At 53.3% G+C, this 17,710-nt stretch carries 15 protein-coding genes; 13 read left to right on the top strand and 2 right to left on the bottom strand.

What is annotated here, in order from left to right; translation table 11 throughout:
- Positions 1-85: 85 nt before the first annotated feature.
- From caiA to JOD55_RS03130, 6 genes are read left to right on the top strand one after another with little or no spacing between them, the layout of a single operon-like run.
- Positions 86-1,219: a crotonobetainyl-CoA dehydrogenase gene (caiA, locus tag JOD55_RS03105; protein WP_204398570.1), complete on the top strand. Its 1,134-nt coding sequence runs from the start codon at positions 86-88 to the stop codon at positions 1,217-1,219.
- A gap of 14 nt (positions 1,220-1,233) precedes the next feature.
- Positions 1,234-2,445, top strand: a complete 1,212-nt coding sequence (gene caiB / locus JOD55_RS03110) for an L-carnitine CoA-transferase (protein ID WP_204398572.1) — start codon at positions 1,234-1,236, stop codon at positions 2,443-2,445.
- 18 nt (positions 2,446-2,463) lie between these two features.
- On the top strand, positions 2,464-4,014 hold the full coding sequence (locus JOD55_RS03115) for an AMP-binding protein (RefSeq protein WP_239538950.1): 1,551 nt from the start codon (positions 2,464-2,466) through the stop codon (positions 4,012-4,014).
- A 16-nt stretch (positions 4,015-4,030) separates the two neighbouring features.
- The gene (locus tag JOD55_RS03120) at positions 4,031-4,906 is read left to right on the top strand and encodes a MaoC/PaaZ C-terminal domain-containing protein (protein WP_204398575.1); all 876 of its coding nucleotides are present in this window, start codon (positions 4,031-4,033) and stop codon (positions 4,904-4,906) included.
- An 11-nt stretch (positions 4,907-4,917) separates the two neighbouring features.
- A complete protein-coding gene (locus tag JOD55_RS03125) occupies positions 4,918-6,261 on the top strand; it encodes an MFS transporter (protein ID WP_204398576.1) in 1,344 nt (447 codons plus the stop codon).
- A gap of 2 nt (positions 6,262-6,263) precedes the next feature.
- Complete coding sequence (locus JOD55_RS03130; protein ID WP_204398577.1) at positions 6,264-6,917, top strand: MBL fold metallo-hydrolase; 654 nt, start codon at positions 6,264-6,266, stop codon at positions 6,915-6,917.
- Between the two features lie 37 nt (positions 6,918-6,954).
- On the opposite strand, the gene JOD55_RS03135 is transcribed toward JOD55_RS03130, so the two are convergent.
- Positions 6,955-7,596: a TetR/AcrR family transcriptional regulator gene (locus JOD55_RS03135; protein ID WP_204398578.1), complete on the bottom strand. Its 642-nt coding sequence runs from the start codon at positions 7,594-7,596 to the stop codon at positions 6,955-6,957.
- 158 nt (positions 7,597-7,754) lie between these two features.
- On the opposite strand from JOD55_RS03135, the gene JOD55_RS03140 reads away from it, so the two are divergent.
- From JOD55_RS03140 to mfd, 7 genes are all read left to right on the top strand, one after another.
- Positions 7,755-8,516 (top strand): electron transfer flavoprotein subunit beta/FixA family protein, encoded by a 762-nt coding sequence (locus JOD55_RS03140; protein WP_204398579.1) that lies wholly within the window; start codon positions 7,755-7,757, stop codon positions 8,514-8,516.
- An 18-nt stretch (positions 8,517-8,534) separates the two neighbouring features.
- Entirely contained in the window at positions 8,535-9,404 is an 870-nt protein-coding gene (locus tag JOD55_RS03145; protein WP_204398581.1) for an electron transfer flavoprotein subunit alpha/FixB family protein, read from the top strand.
- Positions 9,405-9,409: 5 nt separating this feature from the next.
- Positions 9,410-10,708: an FAD-dependent oxidoreductase gene (locus tag JOD55_RS03150; RefSeq protein ID WP_204398583.1), complete on the top strand. Its 1,299-nt coding sequence runs from the start codon at positions 9,410-9,412 to the stop codon at positions 10,706-10,708.
- The gene (locus JOD55_RS03155) at positions 10,708-11,004 is read left to right on the top strand and encodes a ferredoxin family protein (protein ID WP_204398587.1); all 297 of its coding nucleotides are present in this window, start codon (positions 10,708-10,710) and stop codon (positions 11,002-11,004) included. Before JOD55_RS03150 ends, JOD55_RS03155 begins: the two co-directional genes overlap by 1 nt.
- A 277-nt stretch (positions 11,005-11,281) precedes the next feature.
- A complete protein-coding gene (locus JOD55_RS03160; RefSeq protein ID WP_204398588.1) occupies positions 11,282-11,866 on the top strand; it encodes a 50S ribosomal protein L25/general stress protein Ctc in 585 nt (194 codons plus the stop codon).
- Between the two features lie 151 nt (positions 11,867-12,017).
- Positions 12,018-12,602 carry an aminoacyl-tRNA hydrolase gene (gene pth, locus JOD55_RS03165; protein ID WP_204398589.1) on the top strand — a complete coding sequence of 195 codons (585 nt, stop codon included), beginning with the start codon at positions 12,018-12,020 and terminating at the stop codon, positions 12,600-12,602.
- Positions 12,603-12,673: 71 nt separating this feature from the next.
- On the top strand, positions 12,674-16,195 hold the full coding sequence (gene mfd / locus JOD55_RS03170; protein ID WP_204398591.1) for a transcription-repair coupling factor: 3,522 nt from the start codon (positions 12,674-12,676) through the stop codon (positions 16,193-16,195).
- 329 nt (positions 16,196-16,524) lie between these two features.
- Here mfd and JOD55_RS03175 read toward each other — a convergent pair whose 3' ends face one another.
- Positions 16,525-17,502, bottom strand: coding sequence for an SPFH domain-containing protein (locus JOD55_RS03175; protein WP_204398592.1), 978 nt, complete (start codon positions 17,500-17,502; stop codon positions 16,525-16,527).
- Between the last annotated feature and the right edge of the window lie 208 nt (positions 17,503-17,710).

Consider the following 17,710-nt stretch of genomic DNA (forward strand, 5'->3'; position numbering starts at 1 on the left):
AAAACGCACAATTGCGATAAAAAGCAATATATTCATCGAAGAAATAACCAACACTAATAGGAATAGTTAAAGGAAGAGAACGATTATGGATTTTTCATTAAATGAAGAACAGCAGCTCATGGTGGAGGGGTTCACCGAGCTCATGGAGACCGAAAACTGGGAAAACTATTTCCGCGAGTGTGAAGAGAACTCTGAATACCCAGAAAAATGGGTAAAAGCGATCTGCGATCTCGGATTTGACCGAATCCTGCTCCCAGAAGAACTCGATGGTTTTGAGCAAGGTTGGGTTTCTTTGACTGCCGTCTATGAAGCTCTTGGACGCGCCGGCGCGCCAACCTACGTGCTTTACCAGCTCCCAGGCCTGGGAACCGTGCTGCGTGAGGGTACTCAAGAGCAGCAAGATGCCATCTTCTCCTACCTCGGCACCGGAAAGCAGGTGCTCAACTATGCGATGACCGAGCCAAGCGCAGGCTCGTCGTGGTCGGATATGCGCACCACATACCGCCGTGTGGACGGAAAGATCATCCTCAACGGCCACAAGACTTTCCAGACCTCGGCAATGAAAGTCCCATACCTCGTGGTTATGGCGCGCGACGCCGATAATATGGACGTCTACTCTGAATTCTTCGTAGATATGAGCAAAGACGGCATCACCCGCGAGCCACTCCACAAGCTTGGCCTGCGAATGGATTCCTGTGCAGAAGTTTACTTCAACAATGTTGAGCTGGAAGAAAAGGACTTCTTCGGCACCGAGGGCAACGCATTCCGCCGCGGCGTCGAGGACTTCGACCTCGAGCGTTTCTTGGTAGCATTGACGAACTACGGTCAGGCCTACTGTGCATTCGAAGACGCCGCCCGCTACGCCAACTTGCGCGTGCAAGGTGGAGAAGCAATCGCTCGCTACCAGCTCATTCAGCTCAAATTCGCCGAGATGAAGATTCGCCTTACCAATATGCGCAATATGCTCTATGAGATTGCGTGGAAGCACGAAAATGGCGAATTGGGTCGCGGCGACTGCTCGATGGCCAAGTACTACTGCGCAAATGCGGCATTCGAAGTGGTAGACGACGCGCTACAGGTGCTCTCCGGCGTCGGAATCACAGGCGAACACCGCGTTCAGCGCTTCTTCCGCGACTTGCGCGTTGACCGCGTATCAGGCGGAACAGACGAAATGATGATCCTAACCGCTGGACGCGCAGCACTGCGTGACTACCGATGAGGAAGTGAAACACCATGGAAATGAACAAGCCATCATTTGGCGTGCTAGACGATGTGAAAGTCGTGTATTCGGCAGTTGAAATTGCTGCTCCTACCGCTGCTGCGCTCATGGCTGAGTGGGGCGCGGACGTGACTTGGGTGGAGAACGTCTGGACTGGCGATTCGATGCGTGACACCAAGTGGACCAAAGAAATGGAACGTCGCAATATGCGTTCGATTTCGCTCAATCCATTTACCGACGACGGTAAAGAAGTGTTGCGTGCGCTCGTGAAAGACGCCGATATCTTCATCGAGTCTTCCAAAGGGCCAGTGTACGCTCGCAAAGGTATCACGGACGAATATCTGTGGGAGATCAACCCTAAGCTCGTGATCGTGCACGTGTCCGGTTTCGGGCAGTGGGGCGACGACGTTCAGGTCAATTCCGCTGCATATGACCTTACAGTGGCGGCATATGCGGGAATTATTGCGCAGAATGGCACGCCTGAGCAGCCCACGAATATTTCCCCGTACCTTGGCGACTACATCAATTCGTTGATGATTGTTTCTTCGGCTCTTGCAGCACTTCACCGGGCAGAAAAGACCGGCGAGGGCGAGAGTATCGATCTGGCGATGTACGAGACTTTGCTGCGTGTAGGCACGTACTACATGATGGATTACCTCAATGAGGGAACTCGTTACCCACGGCCAGGTGCGCGCCACCAGAACCTGTGCGGAATTGGCATCTACGAGTGCCAAGACGGCTATATCGGTCTGTGCCTCTACGGAGTGCCACAGAACAAGTACCTGCTCGAACAAATCGGTTTGGGTGAGCTGTGGGGTACCGAAGAATATCCAGAGGACACCTCTGCTCTGTGGTTGAACGGACCGAAAGCCCAGCTGATCGAAGAGAAACTTGAAGCCTACCTCAAGGAGCGTTCAAAGTTTGACGTTCAGCGCGATTTCGTTGCGCATCGTATCGCCGCGCAGGTAGTCAATGAGTTTGATGATATTCTCGCGGCAGACCACGTTAAGCAGCGTGAATGCTACATCGAGTGGATGAAAGAAGACGGCACACCTGTGAAAGGCTTGAATACTTTCCCGAAGTTTTCACGCAATCCAGGTGGGTTCTGGCGTCCGATGCCGCAGCTAGGGCAAGACACCCGAGATGTACTCATGCGCGCTGGCTTGCCGGTGGATTACATCGAAAAGCTCATTGCGGATGGAACGGTTAAAACCAACGAAAGCTGAGTGCTTTTAGGTGTGATGATGACTGAGAAGATGAAATTGCGTGAGGTGTGGGCACAGCAGTGTGCCGACCAGCCCGATCAGGAGTTCCTCATTTTTGAAGATCCTGATACCGGGTGCGTACTCACGTACACTTATGCACAATTCGACGTCATGACCAGCCGACTTAGCCACGCACTCACTAAAAGCGGTGTCAATTTTGCTGATCGTGTTGTTGTGTTGTTGGGAAATTCTGTTGAATTCGTGGCAATGCATATTGCGCTCAGCAAAATTGGCGCCGTGTTGGTGCCGATGAACGAGACGTCGTCTGTGGAAGAGCTTGCGCATTGCGTGACCCTCACACAGCCAAAATTGTTTGTGACCAGTGCGGATTACTATAAAGAACTGCGCATCCTGAGTGAGGACTTCCCGCAGTTGCGCGAGGCATTAAGCCAGACCTTTATCGTGAGCCGCACGGCCTTGGAGAAGTCTGCGCCCGAGCAACCTGGTCTTCCTGAAGTTCCGGAACTACCGGTGCTTCCATATGTGCCGGCACACGAGGAGCTTGCCGAAATAATGATGACGTCGGGGACGACGTCGGAACCAAAAGGCGTCATGCTCACGCAACACAACTTCGTGTTCTCGGGGCATTACGTCAATTGGGAATTGGCGATGACGTGCCGTGATAGGTACGTGACGGCGATGGCTGTTTCTCATGTGAATTTCCAGTTATCTGCGTTGCTTCCGGTCATCACGGCAGGTTGCACGTTGATTTTGCTCAAACGTTATTCAGCGAGCACTTTCTGGAATAGCGTGCGCACGCATCGCGCCACGCTAGTGCAATCAATGGCGATGATGGTGCGCACGATGCTTCGTCAACCTCTCAACAAAGACGAAAGCATGCACAGCGTGCGCGAAATTCATTATTTCCTCCCCTTGCAAGATTCCGAAAAAACTGCCTTTGAGCAGCGATTCGGCGTGAGACTTCTCAACAATTACGGATCGACGGAATCTTTGATCGGCGTCATAACCGATTATCCGCAAGGAGAACGGAAATGGCCCTCGATTGGTAAGCCCGGCCCAGGATACCGCGTTGAAATTCGTAACGATGCAGGTGAACCTGTGCGAGACGGAGAATGCGGCACGCTGTGGATTCACGGCGAGCCGGGCAAGACGCTCATGGCGGGCTACTGGAATGATCCGCAGGCCACGGCGGCAGTATTAGCTGATGGATGGTACAACTCCGGCGATATGGCTCGGATTGACTCTGCAGGGTGGTACTACTACCTGGGGCGGCGTTCCGAACTTATCAAACGGGCTGGTGAAAACATTTCCGCCTTGGAAGTGGAACGCGTGTTGGCGCAGTGCCCGGGCGTAACGGATGTGTGCGTCGTCGGCATTCCTGATCCGATTCGCGACGAAGCTGTGAAAGCTGTGGTGGTTAAAGCGCCAAATGCGCAGCTTACCAGCCAAGACATCATCGAGTATGCGAAAACGCGACTCTCTTACTTCAAAGTGCCAACGGTGGTCACTTTTGTTGCTGAACTCCCGCGCGGACAGTACGGGAAAGTTCAACGAAAACTATTGAAATAACAATGGAAGGATAATCATGGCGATTAACACTGATATGGTGGGGCAGACCTTTGGGCCATTCCCACACGACTACACATTCCGTGATCTCGAACTTTTCGCGCTAGGTTGCGGCGCCGGAATTGACGGAAAAGACGGCCTTGAATACCTCAACGAGGGCGATGAGCGCAATCCAAAGCTCAAGGTACTTCCTATGTACGGCGCAATGCTGATCGTGGATTCAGCAGTGACCCGCACAATCGACTACGGCTACAACTACGCAGGTTCCCTGCACTGGGGTTTCGATATTAAATATCACCAGCCAATCACGAAGATGGCCGACCACATCGAAACTCACGTTAAGCTCGAGGGTCTCTACGATCGCGGCGAGGGACGTGGCCTGCTAGCTCAGCATATTGGCGATTCTTATGATTCGGACGGCAATTTGCTATTCACCACGGAGTCGTGGGACTGCTTGATTTACGACGGCGGCTGGGGAGGTCCAACCCCGCCAAAGGATATCGTGGACATGCCTGATCGCCCAGCTGACGTGGAAGTATCGGAACGAATCCCAGAAAATCAGGCGCTGATCTACCGCCTTTCGGGAGACTACCATCCACAGCACATCGACTGGGATTATGCGGCAGAGAACGACCAGCCACGGCCAATTTTGCATGCGATTTCCTACGCAGGCGTAGTGATGCGCCACGCTATTAATGCGTTCGTTCCGGGTGAGCCTGAGCGGATCAAGCGTTTCAAGACTCGTATCACTTCGCCAGTGCTCCCAGGAACCACCCTGACCACTAAGCTTTGGAAAGTCGGCGAGGGAGAGCTGCGTTTCATGCTCGTTGATGCCGATGCGGATACCACCGGAGCGAAACCGCACCTAAACTGGGGCATTATCGAGTTCGAGTAGGGAGAACATTCATGAATAACGAGGTAGAAAGACCAGTGAAGCTAGATGATTTGCCGATGACGCGTTTTCTCAAGCGCGTGACGGTATATTCTAGCGGCGGACCTTTCCTTGAGGGATATGTGTTAGCGATCGTAGGCGTAGCCCTTGTGCCTATCGGCAAAGAGCTGCATATTGACGCGCATTGGAGCGGTCTCATTGGTGTGGCAGCATTGCTGGGACTCTTCTTGGGGGCCTTTTTAGGTGGCTGGATTACCGATATTTTGGGCAGAAAGAAGATGTTTGTGCTCGACGTGTTGGCAATCGCGTTCCTCTCCTTGCTGTGCTTCTTTCTCACCTCGCCATTTCAGGTGTTTGTATTGCGATTCTTGATCGGTGTGGCAATCGGGGCCGATTATCCGATTGCCACATCGATGATCGCCGAATTCACTCCGCGCCGGTTTAGGGCGATCTCTATGGGTTCCATTGCGGCAGTGTGGTATTTGGGTGCCAATGTGGCTTATCTGGTTGGGTATTTCATGATCGACCTTGCCGATGGTTGGCGCTGGATGCTCGCTAGTTCAGTGATTCCCTGCATCATTATTTTGCTGGGGCGTTGGTCGATTCCGGAGTCGCCGCGTTGGCTACATTCAAAAGGTCGCACTGAGGAAGCGCAGCAGATTATGCGTTCGGTGTTTGGGCGCGCCGTCGTCATTGACGATGAAGCTGCTGAAAAGACCAAGCTCTCCACGATTTTCCGGCCAAAATACTTGTGGCGCGTGATCTTTGTGGCTGTTATTTGGCTCTGCCAGGCAATCCCGATGTTCGCGATCTACACCTACGGGCCAGAGATTATCAACCAATTCGGTTTAGGCGATGGAAAATCAGCATTCATCGGTGAAATCGTGATTGGAATGTTCTTCCTGCTCGGCACCATTCCAGCAATGTTGCTCACTGAGCATTGGGGACGCCGTCCGGTGGTGATCTGGAGCTTTGTGATCATGACGCTCGCAATGGCGATTTTGGGCTTCCTACCTGCTGGTGCGATGGCTGGCGTGATTTTGTGCTTCATTATCTACGCTTTGGCTTCGGGCGGGCCAGGAAATCTCCAGTGGCTCTACCCGAACGAGCTTTTCCCAACGAGTGTGCGGGCGACGGCGATGGGCGTGGCTATGTCCCTTTCTCGCGTTGCTACTGTGGTTTCGATCTACGTGCTGCCCACGGCATTGGAAAAGTACGGGCTTTCGGCAACGATGCTTGCCGGAGCTGCGATTTCCTTATTGGGCTTGCTTGTTTCGGTGGTTTGGGCACCAGAGACCAAAGGTTTAACGCTCGCGCAGACCTCGGCTGCTGATTTCACGGGACGAAAGAGAAAATAACCATGTTTCACGTATCCTCACTGCCGCTGGGAGCGTACCGCGCTAACTGTTACCTGCTTTCGAATAGTGCGGGCACATTCTTGGTCGATCCTGGAGCTGAACCGCAGGTATTGCGGGCAGTTATCGCGCAGTTGAATGTGCAAGGGATCATTCTTACGCATTGCCATTCGGATCATATTGGATGCGTCAATGAGCTGCGCGAAGAAACGGGTGCGCCGGTTTATATCGGAGCAGCTGATGTTGCCGGCGCTGCCGATCCGCATATTTCCGGGTTTGCAGATGAGGGTAGTGACTATCGCGTTGAGAATATTGACGTAGCTTTGCATGATGGCGAACGCATTACGCTGGGCGACGACGCGCTGATCGTCGTCGAAACGCCTGGACATACGGTTGGGTCAATCTGTTTATGGGAGCCGGCGTCGAATCGGATGTTCACCGGCGATACGCTCTTCTCTTACGGGTATGGCCGTACCGATTTTGCCACGGGCGACATGCGCCAGATGCGTGAGAGCATGCGTAAACTTGCTGAATTTGACCCGAGCATGCATATTTTGCCTGGCCATGGGCCAAGCACGATTCTTGGTGCTGAATTTGGACGCAATCCGCTCTTGGTGCCGGCGACGCAAACCGCTTTCGGTACCGGCGGCCAGAGCTGATGCGTAAATGATTGACGCGAACGGTTGAATGGTAGAGCTATGAAACGATTCGAAGCATGCGCTGGTGGCTGTCGTGGTGGAGCACAGTTAGTTGATCATCCACGATTTCTGCTGCATAACGGGGGAGTTTCCCAATGAAACATTCCACATTATCTTGTGCGAGTTCAATTGACCGGATCAGCACGGAACCAGCGATTGCATCAAGTAAACGGGTGGCTGAAATTTCAGATGGAATCTTCCCGCTCAGTTTCAGCTCCCAGATTTCTTCACGCAATACCCGGTTGCGCTGCCTAAATAAGTATTCGTTGACGGTTGCTAAGGCAGGGGCTTGCGAAGAAAAAGCGTCGATCTGCACGCGGCGAACAGCTTTTCCGTATTCGCCAAAGTACAGATTCAAGCGGTACTCAGCTTCGTCAATGAGCATGGTGCGCACATCGACGGGTTTAACTTCCGGCACTCGGATCTTGTTAAGAAAAGCAGCAGGAAGCAGCACGTCCTTGCTTGGCCAGCGAGAATACAGAGCTGATTTGCCAATTTTTGCTTCAGCTACCACGTTTGTGAGGTTGAAGCTCGACCAACCGCATTCGCCATACAAACGCAGTGTGGCGTCCAAGATCTTGTTGTCGGTCTCCACTCTGCGTGGGTGGAGAGGCTGTGATGGCACGGAGGTGAGATTCATATAAATCCCTACTTTCGATTCGAGGCTTGATTCAAGTGAATCACAATTCAATCATATCGTGACCGGACGAAAGTCGTGGTCGCATAAGAAAAAATAAAAGGATTTGATCGCGTTCTAAAACTTTTAGACGCCGGTGAAATACTGATGAAAGGAATGAAATGTCGGTTATTGTAGCGTATAAGTATGCAGCTAATCCGCAAGATGCAGCTGTTGGGCAAGATGGTGTGGTGGATTGGTCCCGAGCTAAGGCTGGGGTGAGTGAATACGATCCAGTGGCAATTTCCCTCGGACGTAACCTTGCAGATGCGCAGGGTGTGGAACTGATTGGAATCAGCGTAGGAACAGCCGAAGTGGCGACGTCAAAAGCTACAAAGGCAGCGATGTCACGTGGTTTTGACAAGGGCATGGTCGTAGCCGACGATTCCACCGCAGAATGGAACTCGACTCGCACCGCACGCGCCCTGGCAGCTTTGGTGCAGAAAGTAAGTGACGCGGACGTCGTCATCACTGGTGATTCGTCGGTTGATGAGGGTGCACGTATGATGTCTGCCCTGGTAGCAGGCTTCCTCGGCTGGCCATGTTTCCAAGACGTGATCTCAATTGAGAAAACCGACGCCGGCTACACGCTCGTGCAGCAGGTCAATGGCGGAACTCGCACTGTTGCCGTGACTGGTGCAGTGGTTATTTCAGCCGCGTCTGACGCTTTGACGCCAAAGGTTCCATCGATGAAGGAAATCTTGGCGGCAGGAAAGAAACCTGTTGACGTGATTGCTGTTGGCGACGTCGATCTATCGGGCGCAAACGTTACGATCGTTTCCCACGCAAAACCAGAGTTCAAAGAGCGTAAGCGCATTATTTTCAGCGGAGACACTGCCGTAGCTGATGCTGTTGCGGCACTGCGTGCAGACGGAATTCTTTAAGACTTGGAGGAGAAAAACATGGCTAATTCATGGATTATTTGTACAGATGCCCAGATCGCGAACCTTGTGAGCATGAGCCAAAACATTGGCGGCTCGGTCAATGTGGTAGTTGTGGGCGATGCCCAGATCTCGGGTGTTGATCGTGTTATTCGAATTCCACTCCCAGACGCCGTTCCTGCCGAAGCACTCGCAGGTGCAGTTGCGAATGTGGTTGCGGCTGAGGCGGGCGACGTCGTTATCGCAGCTAACTCTGCTGCCGGACGCGTTTTTGCTGGCGCCGTAGCTGCCAAGCTGGACGCACCGGTGCTCAACGGTGTGAAAGAAATCTCTGCGGGTGCAGCAAATCTGCTTCGCTACGGCGGAATTTCGGTTCAGAACGTCAACTTCGATTCTGCTGTGGTTGTGGTGATGGACGGAGTTGGTGAGCTTGCCGAGGGTGCGCAGGAAGCAGAAGACGCTGCTGGCGACGCATTCGCCGCAACTGTGACCAGCTTGGACGCTTCGGAAGCGAAGAAAGTGAACCTCGCAGCCGCGCGTCGTATTGTTGCTGCTGGCCGCGGCTTTGCCAAAGAGGAAGATTTGGAGCTAGCACGCGAACTTGCGCAGGCTATCGATGCGGAAGTCGGATGTTCGCGTCCATTGGCTGAAGGTGCTGGCTGGCTGGATCGCGACGCATACGTGGGTATTTCTGGGCAGCACGTTGCGCCAGACATCTACGTTGCGGTAGGTATTTCCGGGCAGATTCAGCACACTGCTGGAATGGTCGATTCCAAGACTGTGATCGCGATCAACAACGACGATAAGGCAGTTATCTTCGAAAAAGCTGATTATGGAATCGTTGGAGATCTCTACACAGTTCTCCCTGAACTCGCACAAGCATTAAAGTAGGAGTTATGGCAGAAGAATATGATTTCGACGTAATCGTCGTTGGTGGCGGTGTAGCCGGATCTGTTTGTTCCTACCTCTTGGCGCAAGAGGGACACGAAGTGCTTCTCATTGAGCGCGGCGTTGAGCCTGGTTCCAAGAACCTTTCTGGCGGTATCTTCTACAGCCGAGTGATGGAGCAGGTATTTCCCTCATTCGCGCAGGAAGCTCCTGTTGAGCGTGTGATTACACGTAATACGCTGAGCTTTATGAATGAAGAGTCAGTCGTGAATGTGGACTACTGGGATAAGCGGCTGGCGCAGCCGGTAAATGCAGTGAGCGTTTTGCGTGCAAAGTTAGACCCTTGGCTAACTGAGCAGTGCGAGGAGCTGGGCGTAACCGTCATGCCAGGTATTAAGGTGGACGAGCTGATTTGCGAAGACGGCGTTTTCGTCGGTGTTCGCGCTGGTGAAGACACCTTGCGTGCCCGGGTTGTTGTAGCGGCAGACGGCGTTAACTCCTTCCTCTCGCAGTACGCGGGAGTGCGGGTCAAGGAACCGGCTGCGCATTTCGGAGTCGGCGTGAAATCGGTGATCCGTATCGGTGAGGAGAAGATCAAGGAACGCTTCAACCTCACCGATAACGAAGGTGCTGCATACGCCGTCGTCGGAGATTGTACGCAAGGCGTTGCGGGCGGTGGCTTCATGTACACCAATAAAGACTCGATCTCTATTGGTGTGGTGATGATGCTTGAAGACCTGCAAAAGAGTGGATTGGCTTCTGCTGATATCCATGACCACTTTGTGACGCATCCGTTCATTGCTCCGTTCTTGGAGGACGGTGAGCTGCTCGAATACGGTTGCCATCTGGTTGCAGAGGGTGGCAAAGCGATGCAGCACGATTTGGTGCGCAACGGCCTGGTAGTTATTGGCGACGCCGCTGGGTTCACCTTGAACACGGGTCTTACCGTGCGCGGTATGGATTTGGCTGCTGAAAGTGCGCGCTGTGCAGCGAAAGCAATCAGTGCAGCTCTCAAAGCTGGCGATTATTCGCAGACGTCTTTGGAAGCCTATATCGCGCAATATGAGGAGAGCTGGCTGGGCAAGGACATGGACACTTTCAAGCGAGCACCGCACTTCTTGGAGAACACCAAGGAAATGTACGGCGATATGGGTAAACTCCTGGCCGATGTTTTCTATGGCATGTACAACCACGATTTGACGCCGCGCAAGCGTATTTTGAGCACTGCTATGGGGGCGTTGAAGAAATCGAAGCTTTCCGTGGTCCGTTTGGCGAAAATTGCCATTGATGCAGTTAGGGCGATGTGATGACTAAATATGAACCAGGAACAGTTGCGGCTCGTTTGGGCTCCAACGTGTATGAGACTGACGAAGAATATTCGCACATCGAAGTGAATCAGGAGCTTGCCAAAGCAACGGGTGCTGGGAAACTGTTGGTGCAGGTCTGCCCGGCGCGCGTCTATGCGCAAGAAGCTGATGGCACGATCTCTGTTGAATACGCTGCGTGCTTGGAGTGCGGAACGTGTTTGGCCGTGGCTCCGGCAGGCGTGCTCAAATGGCATTACCCGCAAAGCTCGATGGGAATCGTATTCCGCGAGGGCTGAGCGTAACCTCGTGCATTGAGCTGGGCAGCTGTGCTGCTTAGCTGTGCGAGCAAGGTATTGGAAAACTGAGTGTGCGAATGTGATGTTCGCACACTCAGTTTTTCTGTTTGTATAAAGACGCTACAATTAACGAGTTGCCTCGGCGAGGGAATGGCTCTAATACAACGAGCGAGTGGACGTCTGGAAGACGGCGTTCATGTTCCGTTATCGACGCGGTGTCTATGCTCCTGCGTAGCCTCCGTACTGAGGCCGGTCAGAATAGAAAAAGGAGATAGACATGGCAAACGTCATTAAAGTAGAGAAGCGTGAAAGCTTCGGTAAGGGCGCATCGCGCCAGCTTCGCCGCGAGAACCGTACCCCAGCTGTTCTTTACGGTTTCGATGAGGCACCTGTGCACCTCTCATTCGATGCACACGAGATCTACATGGAAGTACGTGGAAACTCTAACGCACTTCTCACTCTCGAACTCGATGGCAAGAAGCAACTCGCACTCGTGAAGGACGTGCAGCGCAATCCGCTCTCGCGCATTATCGAGCATGTGGACCTTTTCCGCGTTAAGGCTGATCAGAAGGTTGAAGTGGAAGTTCCTATCGTCACCGAGGGTGAGCCATTCGCTGGCGCAGTTGCAGCAGTTGAGATGCTCACGCTTCTTGTGCTTGCTCCTGCTGATTCAATCCCTGAGCACATCGTTGTATCGGTTGAGGGTATTGAAGATGGCACCACGATCCGCGTTGCTGATCTTGAACTTCCAGAGGGTGTTGAGACGGCCGTTGATCCAGAAGCTCCAGTAATCGTAGTGTCGATTCCAGCTGCTGAGCCAACTGAAGCTACCGAAGACGCTGAAGCAGTAGAAGCTGAGTGAAGCTAACAATTGAGCTGGTCACGCACCGTGTTGGCTATACTCGATGAAGTAAACGTCAATGGAGGCCTACCTAATTCTTTGGGTAGGTCTCCATGCATTTTCCCGCCATATGAGCGAAAATTAATACGTATCAGAGCGTAAAGGAGAGAGCGTGTACACCATCATCGGTTTAGGTAATCCTGGCCCCCGATATGAAAAGACGCGGCACAATGTGGGGCAGATGGTGATTGATGAGCTCGTGAACCGCATTGGTACGAAGCTCTCCGACCATAAGCAGTCCAATACCCGCGCCGCCTCAGCGCGCCTCGGGGTAGCTCCTGGAGCGCCTAGTGAGCAGGTGATTCTTGCTGTGTCGAAGTCCTATATGAACACCTCTGGCGGACCAGTAAAAGCCCTCATGAATTATTTCAATGCACCAGTTGAGGGGCTCATTGTTGTGCACGACGAACTTGATCTCCCTTTTGGCACGTTGAAGCTCAAACGCGGCGGGGGAGAAGGCGGACATAACGGCCTGAAATCCATTTCGCAGTCTTTGGGTACGAAAGACTACATCCGTTTGCGCTTTGGTGTTGGGCGTCCACCGGGTCGGCAAGACCCGGCCGACTTCGTGCTTGGTGAATTTTCCGCAACGGAACGCAAAGAAATGCCTTTCTTAATTTCGGACGCCGCGGACGCCGTCGTCGACGTTCTCGAACGCGGCTTGGAAACGGCGCAAATGCGCCTACACACAGCGTAAACATGCGGCAAAATACCGCCATGCCACAATAAATCGCCTAATATATCTCCACAATTTCAACGGACAGGCTCATGGATCTTCATCCTATTCTCGATTTTATTTCGCAACAGACGCGCATCGACACTTTGGATGCCGAGCGCTTCGTGGATATTGACGTGCCGCGAGGTGCGATTTCGCCAGTGCTGGCCGAGCTTGCGGGGGCGCAAGATGCCAGCAATCAGCCATTGCACGTGGCGGTGACTGCTTCGGATCGAGACGCCGATCAGCTCGCAGCCGAGCTGAAGATGTTTCTGCCCGCCGATTCAGTAGAGATATTTCCCTCGTGGGAGACCCTGCCCCACGAGCGGCTATCGCCACGTTCGGATACGGTGGCGCAGCGGCTGAAAGTCTTGCGGCAATTGGCGCACCCCGACGAGTTTTCTGAGCTGAAAGTGCTGGTAGTTTCGGTGCGAGCACTGCTTCAACCAATCGTCGCCGGATTGGGCGAGCTGCGAGCTGTGCGTTTGCGAGTAGGGCAGATGCGCGATCTCGTCCAGCTCCAAGAAGATCTGGTCAATGCGGCTTATTCGCACGTCGATATGGTGGAGAACCGCGGCGAATTTGCTGTTCGTGGCGGGATTATCGACATTTTCCCGCCAACGGAGCCGCATCCGCTCCGAGTCGAATTTTTCGGCGATGAAGTGGAAGAAATTCGCCAGTTTTCGGTGGCTGACCAGCGCTCAATGGACGAAGTTTCCGAGGTTTATGCGCCTGCCTGCCGAGAAATTTTGCTTTCCGACGACGTTCGCTCGCGTGCCGCAGCTGCGTTGCCCCAGTTCCCGGGTGCGGTCGATATGCTCGACAAGATTGCCCAAGGAATTGCTGTGGAGGGAATGGAATCCTTGGCGCCAATTCTCGTTGAGCGTATGGTGCCGCTCGTTGGAGAATTCCCAGCTGGTTCACGAATCGTATTAGTTGAGCCGGAGAGGATTCGCACCCATGCTGAATCACTCATGGCCACCACGGAGGAATTTTTGGCAGCGGCATGGTCAAGCGCCGCAGCTGGCGGGCAAGTGCCGGTGAATGTAGATTCTGCTTCATTTGCAAGCTTGAGCCAAACTCGCGCTGCGGCTGTGGAATTTGGCCTAAGCTGGTGGTCTTTGGGTGCTTTTGCTGGGGACACAGTTATTTCTTTCGGTTTGAGTGAACCGCAGAATTATTCTGGCAAGATCGATGATGCGCTCGCGGATTTGGGCAGGCGCGCTCGCGAGGGCTGGCGAATTGTGGTTGCTGTTGAAGGTGCTGGCCTTGGACGGCGCTTATTTGAGCAGTTCTCGGATGCTGAAGTTCCCGCGCGGATAGTGGAACGCTTCGAGACGGAATTGCAACCCGGCGTCGTCAATATCCTTACGGCGCAGCTCGCAACGGGATTCGTATGTGAAGAAGCGAAATTTGGGGTGTTTTCGGCTCGCGATTTGATGTCGCGCGTGCGTGGCACTTTGCGAGACCAGCGCACTATGCCGAAGCGCCGGAAGAAAACGGTGGATCCACTTGCTCTTAAGCCGGGCGATTATGTGGTGCATGAACGGCATGGTGTGGCGCAGTTCGTGAAGCTCGCGAAACGTTCGCTTGGCGGACCTGGTGGTACGCAGCGTGAATACGTGGTGCTGGAGTACTCGGCCTCGAAACGAGGTGGGCCGCGCGATCAGCTTTGGGTACCTACCGATCAGCTCGATCAGGTGAGCAAATACTCGGGTGGAGACGCGCCGTCACTCAATAAAATGGGTGGCGCAGACTGGGCAAAGACGAAAGCGAAAGCGCGTGCGGCAGTGCGTCAGATCGCCAAGGAACTCATTCGTCTCTATGCGCAGCGCAGGGCGACGCGCGGGCACGCATTTGCGCCCGATACGCCCTGGCAGCGTGAGCTTGAGGACGCTTTCGAATTTGTGGAGACGCCCGATCAGCTCTCCACGATTGAGGAAGTCAAGCGGGATATGGAGTCGCTTGAGCCGATGGATCGCCTGATCTCTGGCGACGTGGGTTACGGCAAGACGGAAATTGCCGTGCGCGCCGCCTTTAAGGCTGTGCAAGATGGTATGCAGGTGGCGGTGCTTGTGCCGACTACTTTGCTGGCGCAGCAGCACGTCGAGACGTTTAAAGAGCGTTATGCAGGCTTCCCGGTGAACGTTGAGATCCTTTCGCGTTTCCAGACGGCGAAAGAGACCGACGCTGTGAAAAAAGGTATTTCTGCTGGCAAAGTCGATGTGGTGATCGGTACGCACAAGCTCATCACGGGCGATGTGCGATTCAAGAACCTCGGCTTGGTGATTATCGACGAAGAGCAGCGCTTTGGCGTGGAACACAAAGAAACACTCAAGCAGTTGTATCCAACCGTGGATGTGCTGGCCATGAGTGCGACGCCGATTCCGCGCACGCTCGAAATGGCGGTGACGGGAATTCGGCAGATGTCTACGCTGGCCACGCCGCCGGAGGAACGCCACCCGATTCTCACTTACGTGGGTGCCCAGGAATCGAAACAGATTTCGGCGGCGATTAAGCGCGAACTCTTGCGTGACGGCCAGGTGTTTTACGTGCATAACCGCACGGAAAGTATCGATAAGGTGGCTATGCGGCTCGGCGAACTGGTGCCCGAGGCGCGTATCGGCGTCGCTCACGGAAAGATGAGCGAGTATCAGCTTGAGAGTGTGATCCAGCAGTTTTGGGATAAAGAGATTGACGTGCTCGTATGCACCACGATTGTGGAAACGGGCTTGGACATCTCGAATGCGAATACGTTGATCGTGGAAGACGCGCAGAAGCTGGGGCTATCGCAGTTGCACCAGTTGCGCGGACGTGTGGGGCGTGGTCGCGAGCGCGCTTATGCGTATTTCTTATATCCGCCGGAGAAAGCGATGACGGAGACGGCGATTGAGCGCTTGCGTACGATCGCTTCACATACTGAGTTGGGTGCGGGCATCCAGGTGGCGCTCAAGGATTTGGAGATTCGCGGTGCCGGTAATTTGCTTGGCGGCGAACAATCTGGGCATATCGCTGGTGTGGGCTTTGACCTGTATCTTCGTATGGTGTCGGAGGCGGTTGCTCAGCTCACCGGGCAAGATAGCCGATCTGAGGAAGAGAAGCATGCGGACGTGCGCATTGAACTGCCGCTTGATGCGTTCGTTCCACAAAATTGGGTGAGTTCGGAGCGCTTGCGTCTGGAAATCTACACCAAGATCGCGCAGACGACGAATGAAACGGAACGCTCCGACGTCGCCAATGAGCTGGTGGATCGTTATGGAAACATTCCGATTGAGGTGGAGCGACTCTTCCGCTTGGCGCGTTTGCGCGAACAGGCGCGGGGCGTGGGGATCGAGGAAATCACCATGCAAGGGAGAAATATCCGTTTTGCGCCGGTGCAGTTGCCGGATTCGCGTCAGGCGCGGTTAAAGCGTTTGTATCCGCGCGCTGTGGTTAAACCTGCGGTGCGTGCGCTCCTCGTGCCGATTCCAGATGCCGACGGCGGGCGCATGCTTGGCGCCGAAAAACCGCTGGACAACGACGAAATTATGGACTTTGTGGAGTCGTTGATCCACGCGGTGTTTGTGGCGGGCTAACGCTAGGATAGATTGATGAGTTGTTTCTGGTTACTAAGACACTTCGAGTAATTTGGTTGCTTTGGCTTTTGGCATACCGATTATTATGAGGTGTGGTGTTTAATCCGATTTCGGTGGTCTGCCACGCGGGCGGATATTAGGCGTATTATCAGGTAACCTGCCAGCTTGGCGAAGTGCATTCCGCAACAATACTTCGATCTGTGCGTTCGTAGAACGAAACTCATCGTTTGCCCAACGGGCTAATGCGTCATGGACACGCGGGTCTAGCCGCAAAGAAACTACTTTGCGGCTAGCTCCAGGTGTAGCTTTATTTTCTTCCAAGATCTGACCTAGGAATAGATGCTTCCAGTATTGATTACTGGTTGAGTTTGTCCATCAGAGCAGAGTACAACGAGTAAGTTGGACACCATAGAAGCGCGGCGCTCCGGATCGAGAACTACAATATCGCGTTCTTCTAGTTGATCAAGGGCTTGCTGGACCATAGAGACGGCGCCGTCCACAATAGTTTCGCGGGCATCTACAATGGCTGCTGCCTGCTGGCGTTGCAACATTGCCTGTGCGATTTCGGGAGCATAGGAGAGCGAGGAAATCCGTGTTTCAAGAATTTCAATTCCTGCTGTAAGCACACGATCTGCAACTTCGCGGGCCAATTCTTCGGAGACTTCATCGGTGGAGCCGCGAAGTGAAATTCTTCCATCTACTGGATTGTCATAGGGATGCTGAGTGGCTACGTGACGCAGTGCCGACTCTGCTTGGGTTTGCACGAACTTTTCATAATCTTCAACTGCGAAAGTCGCTTTGGCTGTATCAGCAACTTGCCACACAATGATTGCAGCAATTTTGATGGGATTGCCATTGTATTCATTTACTTTTGCTTCATTAGTTTCAAAGTTGCGTACGCGAGCAGATACTTTGCGCCGGCTGGAGAGTGGGGTAGTAAAAACAAATCCAGGGTTTCGCAAGGTTCCGATGTACTTTCCAAAGAACTGTACAACTTTAGTGTGACCTGGGCTCACAATGGTAAAGCCTGTGAAAAGGAAAGCTGTAGTTGCAATGATAGCTATTGAGAGTACAAGTGCGATTATGTGGAAAGACGTAGCACTTCCGTTATCCGCAGCGACACCTCCCCATACTAAACCAGCAATTGCTAAACCAGAAAGCAGAATTAAAAGCAGGAATAGTGGAAAGGTAACGCCTGATTTTAGATGCCAAGCTTGCTTTTCAGTAATGAGGATTCGTGAGCCGTCGTGTCCAACAGGCTGTGCCGAGGGCTCACGTTCGTCAATGGTGATAATTTCGTCGTCCATGAGTGCTCCTTAGTCGATGTCAGTTATGTGATATTAAATTGATATCACTTTTTTGAATGGTGTGCAAGGGGCGGTGTAAGGAGGCAAGAGGAATGTTTTCATAATTTCCCCTACGGGTGAATTTTTCCGGTAGTTATGTTGAGCGTGTGGGAAAACCGTGTCATATGTAGGACAATAGGAAGTGGACGGGCGCGCAGATGCGATTCGC

Source organism: Arcanobacterium pluranimalium (genome assembly GCF_016907845.1).
GTDB lineage: Bacteria > Actinomycetota > Actinomycetes > Actinomycetales > Actinomycetaceae > Arcanobacterium_A > Arcanobacterium_A pluranimalium.